Here is an 18,704-nt window from a genome sequence, read left to right as displayed (position 1 = left end):
GTTAATATGAAAAGTTATAAACAATATAAAAATTACAAAGATATTCCTTCTAAATACAAATGAAATTTAGAAGATATTTTAGAAGGCAAATCTTTTGATAAATGACTTTCGATTTATGAAGATATATTTAAACAAAGAATCGAAAACAAAGATTCTAAATATTCAAACATTGACTCATTTTTACAAGATTTAAAGCTCGAAGATAAGCAAACTCAAGTTTATTTTAAACTATCAAATTACATTTCCAATAATATTAATACAGACTTAACTAATCACAAATGACTCAATTTAAAAGCAAAGTTTGACAGCAAAAGAAATGAGCTTAACTTACTTTTTGGTTCTGAAATCAATCGTTTTTTTGAACATATTGAAAAAATCAAGGTATGAAAAGAAGATGAAAGATTAAAGGACTATAAACACAATATCGAAACCTTAATTGAGTTTAATAAACACAAACTCAGTAATGAAGTAGAAGAATATGTATTAAAGAAATCGCCCTCGCAAGGCGGAGCTCAAAAAGCATTTAGTATCTTAACTAATAGCGAATTAGTATTCGAAGATGTTGTTGCTGATAAAAATCGTAAATTATCATTAAGTCCTGTAACATATAAAAAACTCTTAAAACACAAAGACAAAAAAGTAAGAAAACAGGCATATCAAAATTTTGCAAAAGCATATTTAAAACATAAAGGTCTTTTATCTGAACTTTTATATCAAAACTTTAAGGAATATCAATTAGAAGCAAAAGCCAGAAATTATTCAAGCACAACTGAATATCTTACTTTTGAAGATAAATTCAATGATAATTTATTATTAAATCTTTATGATAAAGTTTCACAAAATAGCAATAAACTCAACAAATATTATTTTTATAAAAACAAATTTTATAAAAAGAGATTTGGATCAAAAATGGAAAAATGAGATGTTGCTAGAGATTTACTTAATGTCAAAAGTTCTTATACAATCGAAGAAGCAAAAGCAATTGTTTCAGAGTGTTTAAAACCGCTTGGCCAAGAATATAACGAACAAATTAAAAAAGCAATGGAAGAAAACTGAATCGACTTTTTAAGTGCTAAAGGTAAAAGAGGTGGAGCATATTCTATTGGAAGCAGTTATGGAATTGCTAAAAAATATATTTTAATGAACTTCGCTGGTGATTTAAGAAGTGTTGGCACACTTGCACACGAACTTGGTCACTCTTTACATTCATACTTTTCAGATACAAGACAAAAAATCAATAATAGTCAATATCCAATTTTTCTTGCAGAGATTGCATCTGTTTTTAATGAACTCATGCTTTATGACTATCTTTTAACAACTACAAAAAGCAAAAAAGCAAGATTTGTGTTAATTGATAATTTAATTAATAATTTTATTAATACAGTAATTAAACAAACAGAATGATCAAATTATGAATATTCATTTTTAAAATCGTTTGAAAATAATGTTCCAATGAATAATTGAAATTCAATTAGTCATTTATATTATGAAAATCATCAAAAATATGCTTACAACAAGAAGCAAAAATACAATGAAGAAGATTTAATAGCAAGTATTTATGTGCCACATTTTTATTATTCATTTTATGTTTACAAATATGCAATTGGACATCTTTGTGCTTCCTATTTCTTTAATCAATACAAAAAAGAAGGTAGCGCAGGTGTTGAAAAATATATCAACAACTTTTTATCATTAGGAAATAGCGACTGACCTCTAAATATCCTAGCAAAAGCGGGTATTGACTTTACACAAGATTCGTTCTATACAGATTCTTTTAACTATGTCGAAGAACTTATTAAAGAATGAATCGAGTTAGGTAAGGAATTATTTAAATAAAACACAAGATGGTAGAAACATATTTTTATAATGACACAATTTTTGAATTAGAATTTAAAACTTTATGATCAAAAAGAAAGAATGATTTTAAATTCTATATCAACGATAAACACGTTAGCAATGATAATGACCCTAAACATCACATATTAATTTATACAACTCAAGATCTTTTAGAACTTTTTATATTGAACGGATGAAAAAATATCAATTTTTTTGTTTTGGAACTTAATAAATTTTTAGATTACTACATAAAGTATCTCAGAGATATTTATTTTGTACAAAATGAATGAATATTAAACCCAGGAAAAATAGTTTATCTAGGTAGGGTTTATAAACTAATTTGAACACAAACAGAGATACTCGAAAACGCAAAATATGATTGAAAAATAAGCGATGATACAATTGAATTTTTTCTCTTGCCGCAAGATTTTAAAAGAGTTATGACAAGAAAAAGTTATTTAATCGATTTCATGACAAAGAGATTAAGAGAGATTGTTTTAATTTGACAAAACGCTTACGGTGATTTATTTAATTTACCACCAATTGAGTTTGAAATTAAGGAAAAAATACCAAAAAAAGACACAATTGCTGTTTCACAAATAAGAAAAACACAAGATCTAGAGATTCGCAAAATAGTTTACACAACATCTTTAGTTGCTTCTTCTTCAGATTTAATCAAAAAAACAATTTTACATGAGATTATTCATCAGCATTTAAATAATGAAGGTGGACATTCTCCAAAATTTTACAAAATAGGCGAGCAACATTTTAAAGACTTTAAATTATTACATTCATTTAATGTTGCACCAAATTCTAAGTTTAAAAAAATATAAAAACTGAGCAATAGCAAGATAATCTGCTTTGCTCTTTTTTGATATAAATTTGAAACTATTGTTAAAAAGTTATTAGTACTTCAAGATACTTTTATGACTGTTTTTCTGTGCTTAAAAGAGAAAATTATAATATAATTTAGCTATGAAAAATGTTATAAATTATATGCATATATATATATATATATATTAGACGCTTTATTTTGTTAAATTCATTTCCACTTTTTCAATTTATTAATTCATTAAGAAATCCGGAAGAGCTGAGTGCTTTGCATTCAGCTTTTTTGCGTGCCGCTTTAAGCTATGAAAATTAGAGTTTTTGAAGCTTTTGCTGGTATAGGTGCACAACACAAAAGTATTTCATGAGTTAATAAATATAAAAAAAGTGAGTTCGAGGTGGTTGCGACATCAGATTGAGATATTCGAGCAATTATTTCTTATGCTTCAATTCACAACGGTCTAAATGAATCAAAAATAAAAAAAATCATCAATCAACAGTTTTCACAAGAAGAAAAAATCGATGAGTATTTGTCTAAACGCATTTTTAGTAGTAATTCTAAAACTCCTATCAAAAATATTAAAAGAATGCCACTTGAAACTAAAAAGGTTTTATCAGTAGCTAATTATTTAAATAATAATTTTCCTGATGTTAACGCTGTTTCAGGAGAGATTTTAGACCAGCATCAAATTGATTTGTTAACATATTCGTTTCCTTGTCAAGGTTTATCCATTGCTAATATGGGTCGCTCAAAAGGAATTATCGATGATTCAAGTACAAGTCATTTGATCTGACAAATTGGAAAAATTCTGAAGCAATCTAAAAATAAACCTAAATACTTACTTTTGGAAAATGTAAAAAATTTAGTCAGGCAATATCATGAAGAATATGAGCAATGAAAGGAATTTTTAAAATCACTAGGTTATAAAACTTTCACCGCTGTATTTAATGCTGATGATTTTGGTTCATTACAAAAAAGAGAAAGAGTTTTTGCTATTAGTGTATTAAAACACATCAAAACTCCATTTAAAAATGATGATGAATATAAAGAATATTTATTAAGTTTAGGTAAAGAGTATAAGTTAACTGATCTAGAACAAAGAAGAAAGAAATATCACAAGATTTTCGATTTAAACAATCAAGATCTTCAAGAACTTAGTAAATACACAGTTAATAACACACCTTCAAGACAAAGAATGATTTTGGAGTGTAGAAATCTTAATGATTTAGATTTAGCACACAAAAATAACTACAAAATTAATACTTTAACAACAAAACAAGACAGAATCCCGAATATAGGATACCTAAACTTTAAATCAAATAACTCCAAAAAACTTAATTATAGGTTCGTTTCACCAAGAGAAAGCTACAAAATTATGGGATTTGAAGACAAAGATTTTAACAAATTAAAACCTTTTATTGATAAAGGGATTTTAAACAAAGAGTCACTTTGAAGACAAGCAGGAAATTCAATTGATGTAAATGTTTTGAAAAGAATTTTCGAAGCAATTTGAAATATCCACTTATTAAATAACAAAGGAGATAAAAATGAGTAAAAAGAGCGAAAACTTCTTAAATGGAATGTGAACAATAGGAACAGGTGTTCAATCGTATATAAATGGCACGATCTTAAAATGAATTACTGACACGAATTTCTCAACAGAATATGTTAAAAGTGATTTAGGCAGCTATTTTACAGTAGATGAAATTGTCTACAAAGATGAATCGAGAGAAAAATTCACATTTTACAAGTCAGAAAGATCTGATTCTTTTTCTAAAACAACTATCCGTCAGGTTGTTACAATTTTACAAATTTGTGGTATTTTAAGAGTAGAAAGTGAGAAAAATAATAATTGAGTATTTACTCTAAATAAAGAATTTCAAAAAGAATTAAAAAACGAATATTTAAGTAGGTGAGAGTTCAGAATTCAAAAATACGCTTGCAACAAAGTTGTGAAATATTTAAATAATTACATAAACATAATAGATGAATACAATAGATACAAAGAAGATGATTTATCAGAAATAGATGATGAAAATAAAGAAATTGGTTTTTATGAATATCTAATGAAAAATTTGAGTGAGAGTTTCATAGAAATATTCACTTCAACTGATAGCAATTGAATGAATTCAATGATTGCAGCAATTGCAAGTAATCTTCAAAATGATTTTGGCTCAGAAGATTTTAATCTTATCAAAAACCACTTAAATGCCGACGTAATTAAAGCAGTTCCGTATTGAAAAGATTTTTGTAATTATATTTTTCAAGACCAAGATAAATTAGTCTTAAAAAGTATGATTGACCGCTTTATAACTGTTTTAGGTTTAAAACAAAAATTAAGAACACAAGAAGAACTTCACGCAGCATACACTGAAAAAGAAATTGATTCTTGATATACAACACATAATCATTATGAAAGCATTCCTTCATCATTAGAATCAATCAAAGAAAATAAAATCTTTTACTCGTCAGTATGTAATTTACATTATCTCCTTCGATTTTCAACAATTCAAAACAAAATTCACCTCCCTCTTTATCAGAGAAACTATTCATGAGATGAAAGATTACTTGATATTTTATTTGAAGATATTTTTGAACTTTCGCAAAATTTAAATAAAAAACACTTTTTAGGGTCAATTACTTTCTCGCAAAAAAATAACGATCTTAACATTGTGGACGGACAACAAAGAACAATTTCACTTATTTTAATTTCTTATGCACTTTACAAGCTTATCTTGCTTTATAACAAAAATAACCTAGATAAAATAGCAATCCCTGATATCTTTTTAGAAATGTTTTATAAACACATTTCATGATTTAAAAATAATCCAGATTATAAAGAATCTGAATCATATCAATATCTAGAAGATCTCTTTTCTAGCAATGTTCAAAAAATCACAGAAATTTTTCCTGCTAAAAATAAGAAGGAGTTTAAATATAAAATCAAAAATAATCTAGATTATATTTGAGGACTTTTAAACGGTAGATTAACTAACAAAAAATCAATCGAAGATTTTCTGCAAGCCTTTATAGAAAATCTATATTTTAACATTCTTTTTGTGTCTAACGAATATGAAGACAAAATTTTCGAAAAAATGAATCTTCTTAGTCAAAGACTCAGTAACATTGATTTAATTAATTCGCTAATTTATAAATTATGAGACACAAACAAACACAAAGAATCAGTTAAAACTTTTAGAAATCATGTGTCTAAACATTTTTATAAATCTACCAACGCAACACTTGAAGATAAGAAGAAGATTGATCTTTTTGCCGATTTTATAAGTTATAAATACAATATAGATGGATCAAATCAAAAAAATAGTGATTATAAATCATATTTTGTTATTAAACAATTTATTGAACAAGTTTTTGAGAAGCACAAAAACGATTATGACAAATTTTTAAAGGCTATTTCTAAAGAAGTGTGAATTTTTCACTTCATACTTTTAGAAAACAACAAAGAGTTAGATAAGTTATTAGATAAAAATAAACATAAATTTAATGAATTAATTAACAAAGATCACATCACTTTACTTAAAACTATTTTTCCATTTGTGCACCTCACAAAAGTTTCAGATACCACTGTTTTATTTTTAGTTGTTTATAGTATTTTAAAGAAATTTGAAATACTCAATTTTGAGGGCTTTGATCGTAGTCAGAACGCAAAGAAATTTAATGAAGCTATTAAGTGGCTTTTCGAAATCGAAAGGTTTCAATTAATTTGAAAAACTAGTCACTTCGAAGGTCAATCAATTAGAAATGTTGTTAAAGGATGAGCAATTAAAATCCTTAATAACGAAATCACAACCATAGATGAACTTAGAACAGAGCTTTACAACTGAATTGATCAAAATAAAACAATTGATGAGATTGTTTTTGATTTTTCAAACAACATTGAAAGCAAACTATCAGAAGACTCACGCAAGAAAGCAAACGTTAATAAAAACAACATCGTTTTAATGAGAAGAATTGAATTTTTCTTAATGAATGATTTTGAGAACTTCCCAGAAGCTCAATATCTTAAAAACACAAATGCTGAACACTTTATTTGGCTATTTAGTGATAAATCTAGTTGAGAACACTACTATCCAAGAAACATTCAAGAAAAAGATAAAGATCACGAAATTGAAGAAGCTGATAAAGAAACTGGAATTATTAATTCACTAGGCAACGGTTTTATTTTGAATATGACTGGAAATATTCAAACAAGCAATAATAAACCTGAAGATAAATATGATAAATATAGAGCCGAAAGCAATCAAAAATCTTTTGACGGAAAATATCTATCAATTGAAAAAGCCGATACAAAACAGTTAGATAATTTAAAAGAATTGTTAACACAAAGAACCAATGAAATTAAGAAAGAAATCAAACTTTTCGCTCTTGATAAAAAATGAACAAAAGAAAAAATAGAAAACAGAAACAAAGAATTAATTGCTACTATTAAAGATATTTACTCTGTTAAAAAAGATAAATAAAACAATTTTGCACACCTTTTGATGCTTATAAAAAGGTGTTCTTTTTTATCTAAAACAAAAAATTTATAACATTTTTATCACTTCTAAATTATTATAGTTGCATTCTCTTTTAGATTTTTATATTACTTTTTGAAAAATAAAAAACCAGCTATAAAAAACTGGTTTTAAATGCAATGAAGATCGCAATTAGTTTTATGATCCAAAATATGGTTTTATTTGTGCTTTGCGCCCTAATTTATCACTCGCATTATTTTTTGCCCGGAAAACTTAAAAAAGCTGCTTGTGCAATCATTGCTCCATTGTCTGTTGCATATTTTAGTGAAGGAATAATTGTGTTTGGAAACAAAGTTAAAAACTTTCTTCTTAATTCTTTGTTAGCAGAAACTCCGCCACCTAGCACTAAAGTTTTAATTTCAGGATATCTTTCAATAGCTACACTTGTTTTTTCAATAAGATATTCAACTGCAGTTTTTTGAAAACTTACTGCAAGTTGAATTCTATCCACAGCTTCACCTTTCATATTTGCTTTATTGACGAAATTTAAAACTTGTGTTTTAAGTCCGCTAAATGAAAAATCTAGTTCTTCTTCAGTTTTTGGTTTTGTAAATTGAATATAACTACCTGTGTATTCTTCTGCTAATTTATCAATAATTGGTCCGCCCGGGAAACCTAAATTTAGGCGCGAAGAAACTTTGTCAAAAGCTTCTCCTACAGCATCATCCAATGTTTCTCCTACTATTTCAATATCTTGTTCACTTTTAGCATAAATCAATTGTGTATGACCGCCACTTACAAGTAAACATAAAGCTGGAAATTCTATTTTTTCTGTAAGAGTCGAAGAGAGAAAATGACCATGTAAATGGTTAACTGGTATAACAGGTTTGTTAATTGCAAAAGATAGACCCATCGCAAAAAGATAACCTATTTGCAAGGTTCCGATTAATCCAGGCTCTTTGGTATAAGCTATATAATCAATGGTGTTAAGGTCGTATTTTTCTAATAATAATTTTTGGATGATCGCAATATTTTTCACGTGCTCTCTTGATGCTATCTCAGGAATTGTACCGCCAAATTCCTTAAATATATCAATTTGTGAAATAGTTCACATATCTAACACTTTACCGTCTTCTAACAAAGCAATTGAAGTGTCATCATGAGAAGTTTCAATACCTAAAATTCTCATTACTTGCCTCCTATTTGCGGTTTTTTGATGTATAAAGGTTCAATCTTTAATAATTCATCAGTTTGAAAAATATCTTTGTAAGAAGGAAAATTAGCTGCCATCTGCTCAAAATCTATTTTGTGCGATTGTTTTGCAGCATCTATTACTTTTATTGTTTTTTCGTTAGCTATAGAAGAGCTAGATCTTTTATAAAAATATTGTTTATTACCTTGAGCATCTAAAAAAAGGTCTTCATCATTTGTTTGCTTTTCTAAAATAGCAAAGGTATTGCAATAAAAGATTTTTTTATTAAGTACCATAGCTATAGCTCTAAAAAAAACTAGCGATGAACGAACACCTGTGAAAAAACCAGGCCCAATATTGGTGTAAAAAGCAGCTAGATCCACTGTTTGTAAATTATTACGAGTTAAAATATTGTAGTATTCATTAGTAATTAGTTCGACTTTTTTGCGATATCCTTTGAGAATTATTTTATCTATAATTTCGAATTTATCATTAAAAAGAAAAAGAACAAAATCCTCTGTAGCAGTGTCTAAATAAATGTTCATTATTTCTCCTCAATTATTTCAAACTCGTGAAAATCATTTTCTAAAAGTTTTGCATTAATTTTTAAATAACTTTCGAATGGCAAACTTTTTAGTAAGTTTGATCATTCAATTGCTACGATATTATCATCAAAATAATCCATAAATTCTTCTATATCACCGCGGTAGTTATACAAGTCAATATGTACTAGACCATCATAAGTTTTCATATAAGAAAAACTTGGAGAAGTTATTCTATCTTTAATCCCTATTTTGCGAGCTAAAAGTTTCACAAAAGTAGTTTTCCCAGCTCCTAAATCACCTTCTAATAAGATAATTTTTTTAGCTTTGATAAGTGGAAAAATATCATCAAGAAAAGAAGCTAAATCTTCTATTTTGTTTGTCTTAATTTGTTTCATAAGTAAAAAATAAAAATTGTTCTTAAAACAATTCTCTCTGTTTTTGTGATAGTTTAGGCACCTTAATTACAACTACTGCTTCAGGTCCTGTATGAATTGATACAACATTTGGGATGTTTTTGATTATTGGGTTAATTTTGTATTTTTCTTTAATATAATCTGCAAAAAAATCAATTTCAGGATTATTTGAATGAAGTAAAATACAATCAAATTTAGATAAGTTACGCTCACCTTTGAATTTTTCATCAATTGAGTTTAAAACAGTTTTTTGGAAAACTCTACCTTTTGACTCTTTTAAAAGTTGCCCTTTATAAAAAGAAATCATAGGTACGATTTTAAGTAGTTTAGCAATTGTTGCTGCAGCAGGATGTAAACGTCCGCCTTTGACTAAATAATCGTTGTATTTAGGCATTAAAGTTATTTTTCAATCTTCACTTCACTCTTCAACTTTTTTAATAGCTTGTTCGACAGTAAGTCCATTTTCAATATATTCTAAACATTCGATCACTTTTAAAGGAATTAAAGCTGCTATGTAAATTGATTTAACAATATGTATGTTTGGATATTTTTCAGCAACAGTTTTTAAGATACTAAATTGACTTGAAAGCTCCATTGAAATAGGGAATACAATAACATCATCATACTCTTTTGAAAGGCTCTTGAACTTTTCTTCAACTATCCCAATTGGAGTAGCTGATGTTTTAGCAGAATCTGAGTTAATTGTAAAATGATCAAATAAATTTTGCGCGTCTAAATCAACGCCATCTTGGAATTTTTTATCATCAATAAAAACTAATAAAGGTAAGAAAAATCAACCTTTTTGTTGAACTTCTTTTTCTGTTAATCCTGAGGAAGAATCTATTACAATAGCTATTTTTTTCATAGTTTTATTATATTACAAAATACCCAATTTAAGATATAATTAATATCATGTTAGTAGCTAGTAATTTGAACAAACATTTTAAGAATATTTCAATAGTTTTTTGCAACTCAATGATCGATGCAAAGAATGAAAAAGTAACTGATGAAGCAGTTATTTTTTATGATGACAAAAATCAAGTTGGCTCAATCAATATACTCAAACCAGAGCTTTTTCAATTAGAAGAAAACGAAGGTTTTTTCGTGCTTAATGATAAACAAGAAGCATTAATAATTGACTTTGTAAATAAACAAGGATTACAAATAAACGTGGTGCCTCAATTCAAATTTGTTAAAATCACAAAGAGAGAAAAACATCCAAAAAGTGATAAATTATTCATCTTAAATGTGATGGAAAACGAGCAAGCAAATGAAGTTAGACAAATTGTCACAAACACTTTAGATTCAACCGAAGGCAAAGTGTTAGTAATAGCCCTTCCTGGTGCTACTGTAGCTAGCGGAGAAAAAATTATTCCAGGTAAGGTTATGGATGAAAAAAGCGACGGAATGATTGTAAGTTATAAAACACTTGGTAAAAATCAAGAAGGCTTAATTTTTGGTAATGAAACCGATTTAGGGAAGGAATTTAAATTATAATGAACGTACTTAATGATTTAAAAGCAAGAGGAATACTTAAACAAATAAGTAACGAAGATAAGTTCAATTCACTTACTAAAGAAGAAGGTGTCTACATTGGTTTTGACCCAACAGCTACAAGTTTACACCTTGGTAACTACATTCAAATTGCTAACTTAATTCGTTTTAAAAATCACGGTTGAAAAGTCTACGCTATTTTAGGTGGTGCAACCGGTATGATTGGTGATCCATCTTTTAAAGCAGCTGAAAGAAAATTATTAGATAACGAAACACTTTTAAATAACAAGAACAAGATCAAAAAGCAACTTGAATCATTTGGTCTCGAAGTAATTGATAACTATGAATTTTATAAAGATATGAACATTTTAACCTTCTTACGTGATGTAGGAAAACTTGTCAATATTTCTTACTTACTTGCGAAAGATAGTATTGCAACTAGAATTGATAATGGTCTTAGTTTTACAGAATTTTCATATAATTTAATCCAAGGGTGAGACTTTTTAACACTTTATAAAGAAAAAAATGTATGTGTTCAATTAGGTGGATCAGATCAATGAGGAAACCTTACTACAGGTTTAGAAATGATTTCTACAATTTTTGGAGATAACCATAAAGCCGTTGCTTTAACAAGTAATTTACTTACTGATTCAAATGGAAATAAATTTGGTAAATCAACTGGTGGAGGAAATCTTTGATTAGATAAAGAATTAACCAAACCTTACTCAATGTATCAATTTTTAGTAAATCAACCAGATAGCGAGATGGAAAAGTTGCTTAAACAATTAACTTTCTTAAGTATCGCTAGAATTAGATTAATTTTAGATAAGCACGAAGAGCAGCCACAACTGAGATTAGCTCAAAAAGAGCTTGCTCATGAAGTTATTAAACAAATTCATGGCGAAAAAGAAGCTAATTTAGCTCAAAAAATTTCTGAACTTTTATTCAATAAAAATGTCAACTTTGATTCTTACTCACTTGAAGATATTGAACAAATTGCAAAACAAATTATCACTTACGAACTTGCTCAAAACCAAAATTTAATTGAACAATTAATTGAAAAGAAAATCGTTCAATCAAAAAGAGAAGCTAGAGAATTCTTGCAAAATAAATCAATAAAAATTAATGGTAATCCAATTACTGAAGACTTTAATTTACAATCAGATTTATTTGAAAACAAGTATGCAATCTTGCATGTTGGTAAGAAAAACGTTTACTGCATTAAAATTAAATAATCTACAGAGAGCACAACATTAGTAGTTGTGCTTTTTTAGTCCTATTTTTAATCAAAAAGAAAGGACTTTATTAACAAAATAAAATTTGTGTTTATAATTAAATTACTATGTCATCACAACAAGAGAAAATTCAAAAAAAGATCGAATCACTCACTAACTTAATCAACAAATGAAACAAGGAATACTACGTCGAAAATAACCCTTCTGTTAGCGACCAGGAGTATGACGAAGCGCTCCTTGAATTAGAAGAGTTGGAAAAACAGTTTCCTCGTTTTATCTTGGCTAATTCGCCGACATTGAGTGTTGGCGGTTTTGCTGAAAATAAATTCGCTAAATACACTCATGAAAAACCAATGCTTTCGCTTGCTAAAGCTTATAGTTTAGATGAAGTGGGTAGATTCTTTGATAACACATCTAAAGCTTTAAATGATAATAATTTAAGCTATAGCCTTGAGCCAAAAATTGACGGTTTATCAATTGCGCTTCACTATAATAATGGTGTTTTAGAAAAAGCTGTTACAAGAGGAGATGGTGTAATTGGAGAAGATGTCACTGAAAATATTTATCAAATTCAAACTATTCCCAAAAAAATTAATTATCTTTCTAAAATAGAAATTCGTGGAGAAGTTTTCTTACCAAAAACCCGTTTTGAAGAGCTTAATAAGCAGCTAGCTGCAAAAGATCAAAAAACATTTGCTAACCCAAGAAATGCGGCAAGCGGGACGTTAAGACAACTTGATCCTGAAATAGTAAAAGAAAGAAAACTTGATGCTATTTTATATGATATTGTAAGTCCGATTGAGCACAATTTAAAAACCCAAAAAGAAGCACTTGATTTCTTAAAAAAGAATCACTTTAATGTTAATCCTTATTCTTTTATTTCTTCCGATCGTGAATTTATCTTAAGGAAAATAGAAGAATTTAAAGCGATCAAAAATAACTTTGAATTTGATTGTGATGGTTTTGTTATTAAACTAGACAATGTAACTATGTGAGATAGTTTAGGAGCAACAGCTAAATTTCCAAGATACGCAATTGCTTTTAAATACGAAACTGAAGAAGCAATTTCAACAATTATAAATATTAAAACAACAGTTGGCCGTACTGGCAAAATTACTTACGTAGCAGAATTAGAACCAGTTTCCTTAAATCAAACAATAGTACGTAATGCGACATTACATAATTATGATTTTATTGACACTATGAATATTAATTTAGGTGACGAAGTTAAAGTAATAAAAAGTGGCGAAATCATTCCTAAAATTATCGGTTTGGTTAAGAAAAATTCTAACTCTATCTTTCCAAAAGTTTTAAATTGCGTTAGTTGCGGTAGCTTACTTATTGAAATAGATGATAATGTTGATCAATTTTGTATGAACGATGAATGTAGTGAAAAACAAATTAAAAACTTGATTCACTTTGTTTCTCGTCCAGCAATGAATATTTTAACTCTTGGTGAATCAAATATTCGCACATTCTTTGAACTTGGATTTTTAAGTGATATTCCGAGTGTCTTTGAACTTTTTAAATATAAAGATCAAATTATTCAGTTACCAAGTTATAAAGAGAAAAAAACAGATAACATTTTAAATAGCATTGAAGCTTCAAAAGAAATTTTCTTATACAAAGCCCTTTTTGCATTAGGTATAAAACATATTGGTGCACAAATTGCTGAAATAATTGCTCAAAAAATTAATAAACTCTCTGATTTAATTAATCTAGATTTTGAAACCTTAAGTGAAATTAACACAATTGGCCCAAAAATAATTGATTCACTACGTGAATATGTCTCAAATCCAAAAAATCAAGAAATATTAGTAAGATTAGACGAAGTTTTAGTTTATAAACAAAACAAGAAAAACGAAAGTGAATTGTTTTCTGGTTTAGTCTTTGTAATTACAGGAACACTGTCTAAAACCAGAGATTACTTTAAAAATCTAATTGAGCAAAACGGCGGTAAAGTTGCAAGTGCTGTTTCTAAAAATGTAAATTATCTTCTAGCTGGAGAAAATGCCGGAAGTAAACTTGACAAAGCTCAAAAAATAGGCGTCAATGTTATTAATGAAGAAGAACTAAATAAATTATTAACACCAAAATAAATTCTATTTAGGAATAAGCATTTAGATAAAATTAATTGTTTGAACATTAGACTGTTAGCAATTTATTTGCATTAATTAAATGAGTTTTTTGATGTTTTTAATTTTAAAAATATACAAATTTTCATAAAAAAATAAAATTTTAGAGAGTTAAAAACTTATAAAAACTTTGATGCTATAATTATTTTGTAGTTTCAGGTTACGAAACATAAATATAATTTTTCGAAATTAACTATTTATGTTTCTTTTTATTAATTTTGTGTTTAATTCAATAATATATCTGATGAAAAAAATGAAAGTAATTGAACGCAATATTATGAAATTTTTTTAAAAAAAAGGGGGTAGGATATGAATAAAAAATTTTTAGGCCAAGTGTTTACTCCTGATTTTATTGTTGATAAAATGATCAATTTAATTTCTATAAAAAAACCTAATTTAGTTTTAGAACCTAGCTCGGGTTCGGGAAATTTTTATAAAAAATTAATAAAAAAATATGAAAATGTAATAGGTGTAGAAATAGATGAAAAAATCGCTCACAAAAATGCCGTTATAGCTTCATATTTTGATACTAATTATCATCCAGATATTAATATTGGCAATCCTCCTTATGTAGATTTTAAAAACATAACAGATAAGCCGGAAAATTCTGTATTAATTTACAAACCTAATTTATATCTTTATTTTTTAGAAAAAGCACTTAATGAATTAAATGAAAATGGAGAATTAATTTGAATAGTTCCGGCATCTGTTTTTACAAATTCTAGTTCTAAAAAACTCAACGAAATTATTTATAATAATTTCTCTATAACTCATTTTGAGATGGTGCCTGAAAATATTTGAGAAAACGCATCTGTACCTACTGCCATTATCAAGATAATAAAAACAATAAATCATAAAGATAAAATTAATTACTTTTTTTCTAATGGAAAAATTTTATTTGGAGAAAAACCAGAGTTGATAGAAGAAATTATTATTAAAGTCGGCGGAGCTTCGGGTTTTAATTCAAATATCAGAAATGGCAATGTACCATTTGTGATTTCTTCTACAGAAAGAACCAAAAAATTAAAAAATATTGTTTATGAACCAAAAAAATGAATTAGACCCGTTCCTAAACCTCCTAAAAGATTTACTTATCAAATTTTTGTCAATTGTAAAACCAGAAGTAAAAATCCATTTTATATTCTAGAATATCAAAATAAAAATGAATTTATTAATTATGACGCTTCTGTTTTATGCTTATTTGTTAATTGTGATAAAGGTAATGCTTTAAATATTGTCAAAAAATTAAATACAATTAATTGAGAAAAAATGGGAATATTAAGAGATGGCAGATTTCATTTTTCACAAAGTATATTAAGTGCTCTCGTCTAAATTTATAAAAACGGTCTCAAATTCTTCTTTAATTTGGGCTCGTTTTTTTATTGACTTATATAAATTGTTGATTAAAAACTCTTTAGCTTCTTGAAATGTTCTTGTTTCTATTTCTCTGTTTTCTATTCATTTGCACTGAAAAGGTAAATTATTTCCGTTTGGAGTTAGTTTTTTTAACCTTCTCATAGAGTTAAATATAATATCTCTTCTATCATTTTTATTGAAAACAATAAAGAAATAATCTGTATTAGTTTCTTTTATATTTTCACTTAATGATTGGAAATATTTACTTCAATTTATAATAGTTTCGTTAGATGTACCAGTTAAAGAGAAATATAAACCTTCTTTAGAACTAATATTATCTGATGCCGAATTAGAAAAATCACTTATTTTAATATTAATAGGACAATAAAAATTGTTTTGATTATCCTTGATTAAAATATCATATCATCATCTAGGTCTTGGTTGCTTTTCAATACTCAAAGCTTTTTCTTTGAATATAGGTATGTTTTTATAAATTCTTAATATTTCTTTGATAACCTCTTCTTCATTATAAATAGAGTTAATTCTTCCATCATTATTATGTTTTGTTAAGTTAATACCATCTTTTTTTAATTCTTCTATTAATTCTTTTAAAACTAAATCGTAATCTTTTAATGTATATTTCATATAAATTCCTTTAAATTTATTCTTTTATATATAAATTATACAAATTATGATTTTTAAAATAAAAAAATAAACCAATGCAAAATAATGACTGAACATATTTAAGCATCGGTTTCTTTTTGAAGATAATGGAAGAAAAATTATTTTGTTCTTTTGATTTCTTTAAGACGAGCACTTTTACCTTTACGGTCTCTCATGAAGAATAATCTTTTTCTACGTACTTTGTTTGAACGAACAACTTCGATGTGTGCAATTAATGGTGAATTAACTGGGAAAGTTCTTTCAACACCAATTCCATATGACATTTTTCTAACTGTAAATGATTCTCTTGTTCCTGATTCTTTTTTAGAGATAACTAATCCCTCGAAAATTTGGATACGTTCTTTTTCACCTTCACGAATACGAACGTGAACTTTAACGTTATCTCCTGTTTGGAACTCTGGTAAGTCTGAACGTAATTGTGACTTTTCAACAACTTCTAATAATCTATTTCTCATTTTTAATCCTTTCAATGATGTCTGGGCGATTTTTGAGAGTTTTTTCTCATTGCGCCTTATCTTTTCATTCTTGTATTTCCTTATGATTTCCACTAAATAGAACTTCTGGAACTTTCATTCCTTTATATTCTCTTGGTCTAGTGTACTGAGGATAATCAAGTAAACCTATCCCTTGGAATGAATCATATTGATGTGATTCTTCCTTAATTACTCCGGGTAACAATCTAATTATGGCATCTGCCATAACCATTGAAGGTAATTCACCACCTGTTAAAACATAGTCTCCAATAGATAATTCTAAATCAACTAGTTCAACAACTCTTTCATCAAAACCTTCATAACGACCTGAAATAAATGTGATTTCTTTGTATGAAGCTAATTCTTGAGCTATTTCTTGTGTAAATTTTTTACCTTGAGGCGAAACAAGAATTTTAATTCCTGCTTTGTCTTTTAGAGACTCTAAAGCTAGATCAATTGGTTCCACTTGTAAAAGCAAACCGTGTCCGCCACCATAAATCTCGTCATCAACTTTGTGATGTTTATTAGTACTAAAATCTCTAAAATCAATAATTTCAAACTCTATAAGCCCTTTTTGTCTTGCTTTATCAATAATACTTTCATTGATAAATGGCTCATAATAATTCGGGAATAAGGTTAGAAAGTTGATTCTCATTATTTTTTAAGTTCTTCAGTTAATTTGTTTGCTCTGAATAAGTTAGCCACAGTTACAGTTGGTTGTGCACCTTCTTTAAGTCATTTTGCAGTTTGTTCTTTGTTTAAAACAAGTTCTTTTGTAGATGGATTGTAGTGTCCAAGTGCTTCGATAAATTTACCGTCACGTGGTGCTCTAGCATCAGCAGCAACGATTTTGTAAACAGGTCTAAATTTGCTTCCCATTCTTTTTAATCTAATTTTTACCATTTTTTCTCCTTTTAAATTTAGGTGTCAAGCAGTAGTGCTTTACACATAGTGTATATATTATAAAGAAAAATTGAGAAAACGTTATTTTATTTTAATTTTTTTATATAAAAAAGAGCAACTTTAAGCGAGCTCTCCTTATGTATTATCTTCTAAATAAATTATTTGCTTTTTTGTATTCGTATTCTTTAACTGTTTCTTTAAGTTTAAGAATTGAAGGCATATCATCAAAAGGTTTAACTTCTTGTGCATTGACTCATAAAATAACAAGGTAGTAGACAAGAATTTTTTGCTGAATTAAATATTCTTCTCAATATGTATCATAAGCATTTAAAAACACTTCTTCTTGTTCTTTTGTTAAAAAACTACCACAAATAAAGTAAGCTAAATCAAAGTGTTTATCACCCATTGAAGCATATTCTCAGTCGATAAAATAAACTTTGTTGTTTTTGTCCACTAAAATATTTGCAGCATATAAATCATTGTGTAAGGGTCTATTATTTTCGCTATTTTTAAGTATTAAATTAATTCTTTTGAAATATTCATTTAAAACATCAATATTAATGTTTTTTTCTTTTAGAATTTTACGATATGTTTTGACGCGAGAAGCGATGTTTCTCTTTGGAAAATCTAAATTTGAATCATGTAAGGTTTTGAAATTATTTGCTATTTGAATAAGAATATCATTTGTGAATTCAAGTGGTTTGCTATCAATTCATTCTCATGAAACTGAATTATCATCATTATGAATTAATTTAGGTACAAAATCGAATTCTTCGAGAAGGCTATAATCTAATTTGTGATTAAATTCATTTTGTTTTTTTTCTTGAAAAAAAACATTATTGTCTTTATAAGAGTTATTTGTGTGTCCAATTGTAATTTTAGTTTTCATACTCGCTACCTCGTTAATTTTTAGTAAGTAAATTATATTACTTAATTATTTTATTTAATCAAAAGTTAGCTAACTAAAATCGATTATTACAAAGTCACGAGCATTAGAAAGAAACGATTTAAAGATTTCTTAATTCATAAAAAAGAAAAATCTTAATAAGTAAGAATATATTAATCTATAGTATTATTATTGTTTCTATTAGTAGTATCAACTAAAAATGTAACCTAAAGATTTTATGTTTAAAA

General features: G+C 27.3%; 17 protein-coding genes. 8 read left to right on the top strand and 9 right to left on the bottom strand.

Annotation, left to right across the window (positions count from 1 at the left end):
• Nucleotides 1-6 precede the first annotated feature (6 nt).
• The 4 genes from pepF to EXC46_RS00415 all read left to right on the top strand — a co-directional run bounded on the left by pepF (nucleotide 7) and on the right by EXC46_RS00415 (nucleotide 7,146).
• The gene (gene pepF / locus EXC46_RS00430) at nucleotides 7-1,836 is read left to right on the top strand and encodes an oligoendopeptidase F (protein ID WP_044888907.1); all 1,830 of its coding nucleotides are present in this window, start codon (nucleotides 7-9) and stop codon (nucleotides 1,834-1,836) included.
• An 8-nt stretch (nucleotides 1,837-1,844) separates the two neighbouring features.
• A complete protein-coding gene (locus tag EXC46_RS00425; RefSeq protein ID WP_027333695.1) occupies nucleotides 1,845-2,669 on the top strand; it encodes a SprT family zinc-dependent metalloprotease in 825 nt (274 codons plus the stop codon).
• A 300-nt stretch (nucleotides 2,670-2,969) separates the two neighbouring features.
• Entirely contained in the window at nucleotides 2,970-4,220 is a 1,251-nt protein-coding gene (gene dcm, locus EXC46_RS00420) for a DNA (cytosine-5-)-methyltransferase (RefSeq protein WP_027333694.1), read from the top strand.
• Entirely contained in the window at nucleotides 4,213-7,146 is a 2,934-nt protein-coding gene (locus EXC46_RS00415; RefSeq protein ID WP_027333693.1) for a DUF262 domain-containing protein, read from the top strand. The genes dcm and EXC46_RS00415 overlap by 8 nt, the downstream gene beginning before the upstream one ends.
• A gap of 247 nt (nucleotides 7,147-7,393) precedes the next feature.
• Here EXC46_RS00415 and tsaD read toward each other — a convergent pair whose 3' ends face one another.
• From tsaD to EXC46_RS00395, 4 genes are read right to left on the bottom strand one after another with little or no spacing between them, the layout of a single operon-like run.
• On the bottom strand, nucleotides 7,394-8,329 hold the full coding sequence (tsaD, locus tag EXC46_RS00410; RefSeq protein WP_027333692.1) for a tRNA (adenosine(37)-N6)-threonylcarbamoyltransferase complex transferase subunit TsaD: 936 nt from the start codon (nucleotides 8,327-8,329) through the stop codon (nucleotides 7,394-7,396).
• Complete coding sequence (locus EXC46_RS00405; protein WP_027333691.1) at nucleotides 8,329-8,877, bottom strand: hypothetical protein; 549 nt, start codon at nucleotides 8,875-8,877, stop codon at nucleotides 8,329-8,331. Before EXC46_RS00405 ends, tsaD begins: the two co-directional genes overlap by 1 nt.
• Complete coding sequence (tsaE, locus tag EXC46_RS00400; protein ID WP_027333690.1) at nucleotides 8,877-9,272, bottom strand: tRNA (adenosine(37)-N6)-threonylcarbamoyltransferase complex ATPase subunit type 1 TsaE; 396 nt, start codon at nucleotides 9,270-9,272, stop codon at nucleotides 8,877-8,879. The genes EXC46_RS00405 and tsaE overlap by 1 nt, the downstream gene beginning before the upstream one ends.
• 22 nt (nucleotides 9,273-9,294) lie before the next feature.
• Nucleotides 9,295-10,155: a DegV family protein gene (locus tag EXC46_RS00395; RefSeq protein ID WP_027333689.1), complete on the bottom strand. Its 861-nt coding sequence runs from the start codon at nucleotides 10,153-10,155 to the stop codon at nucleotides 9,295-9,297.
• 47 nt (nucleotides 10,156-10,202) lie between these two features.
• Here EXC46_RS00395 and tapR point away from each other — a divergent pair, with 47 nt between their 5' ends.
• From tapR to EXC46_RS03755, 4 genes are all read left to right on the top strand, one after another.
• The gene (tapR, locus tag EXC46_RS00390; protein WP_027333688.1) at nucleotides 10,203-10,787 is read left to right on the top strand and encodes a TyrS-associated PheT N-terminal domain-related protein TapR; all 585 of its coding nucleotides are present in this window, start codon (nucleotides 10,203-10,205) and stop codon (nucleotides 10,785-10,787) included.
• Nucleotides 10,784-12,019, top strand: a complete 1,236-nt coding sequence (gene tyrS, locus EXC46_RS00385; protein ID WP_187468990.1) for a tyrosine--tRNA ligase — start codon at nucleotides 10,784-10,786, stop codon at nucleotides 12,017-12,019. The genes tapR and tyrS overlap by 4 nt, the downstream gene beginning before the upstream one ends.
• 107 nt (nucleotides 12,020-12,126) lie before the next feature.
• Complete coding sequence (gene ligA / locus EXC46_RS00380) at nucleotides 12,127-14,118, top strand: NAD-dependent DNA ligase LigA (RefSeq protein ID WP_027333686.1); 1,992 nt, start codon at nucleotides 12,127-12,129, stop codon at nucleotides 14,116-14,118.
• 345 nt (nucleotides 14,119-14,463) lie between these two features.
• Entirely contained in the window at nucleotides 14,464-15,486 is a 1,023-nt protein-coding gene (locus tag EXC46_RS03755; RefSeq protein WP_027333685.1) for an SAM-dependent methyltransferase, read from the top strand.
• On the opposite strand, the gene EXC46_RS00370 is transcribed toward EXC46_RS03755, so the two are convergent.
• The 5 genes from EXC46_RS00370 to EXC46_RS00350 all read right to left on the bottom strand — a co-directional run bounded on the left by EXC46_RS00370 (nucleotide 15,469) and on the right by EXC46_RS00350 (nucleotide 18,459).
• A complete protein-coding gene (locus EXC46_RS00370; protein WP_027333684.1) occupies nucleotides 15,469-16,155 on the bottom strand; it encodes a hypothetical protein in 687 nt (228 codons plus the stop codon). The genes EXC46_RS03755 and EXC46_RS00370 overlap by 18 nt on opposite strands.
• A gap of 137 nt (nucleotides 16,156-16,292) precedes the next feature.
• The gene (rplS, locus tag EXC46_RS00365) at nucleotides 16,293-16,649 is read right to left on the bottom strand and encodes a 50S ribosomal protein L19 (RefSeq protein ID WP_027333683.1); all 357 of its coding nucleotides are present in this window, start codon (nucleotides 16,647-16,649) and stop codon (nucleotides 16,293-16,295) included.
• A complete protein-coding gene (gene trmD, locus EXC46_RS00360; protein WP_027333682.1) occupies nucleotides 16,639-17,322 on the bottom strand; it encodes a tRNA (guanosine(37)-N1)-methyltransferase TrmD in 684 nt (227 codons plus the stop codon). Before trmD ends, rplS begins: the two co-directional genes overlap by 11 nt.
• The gene (gene rpsP, locus EXC46_RS00355; RefSeq protein WP_027333681.1) at nucleotides 17,322-17,570 is read right to left on the bottom strand and encodes a 30S ribosomal protein S16; all 249 of its coding nucleotides are present in this window, start codon (nucleotides 17,568-17,570) and stop codon (nucleotides 17,322-17,324) included. The genes trmD and rpsP overlap by 1 nt, the downstream gene beginning before the upstream one ends.
• Nucleotides 17,571-17,712: 142 nt before the next feature.
• Entirely contained in the window at nucleotides 17,713-18,459 is a 747-nt protein-coding gene (locus EXC46_RS00350) for a phosphotransferase (protein WP_027333680.1), read from the bottom strand.
• Nucleotides 18,460-18,704 lie beyond the last annotated feature (245 nt).

Origin of the sequence: Mycoplasmopsis glycophila, from assembly GCF_900660605.1 — a bacterium.
Taxonomy (GTDB): Bacteria; Bacillota_I; Bacilli_A; order Mycoplasmatales; family Metamycoplasmataceae; genus Mycoplasmopsis; species Mycoplasmopsis glycophila.
This window is presented reverse-complemented; position numbering and strand designations above follow the sequence as displayed.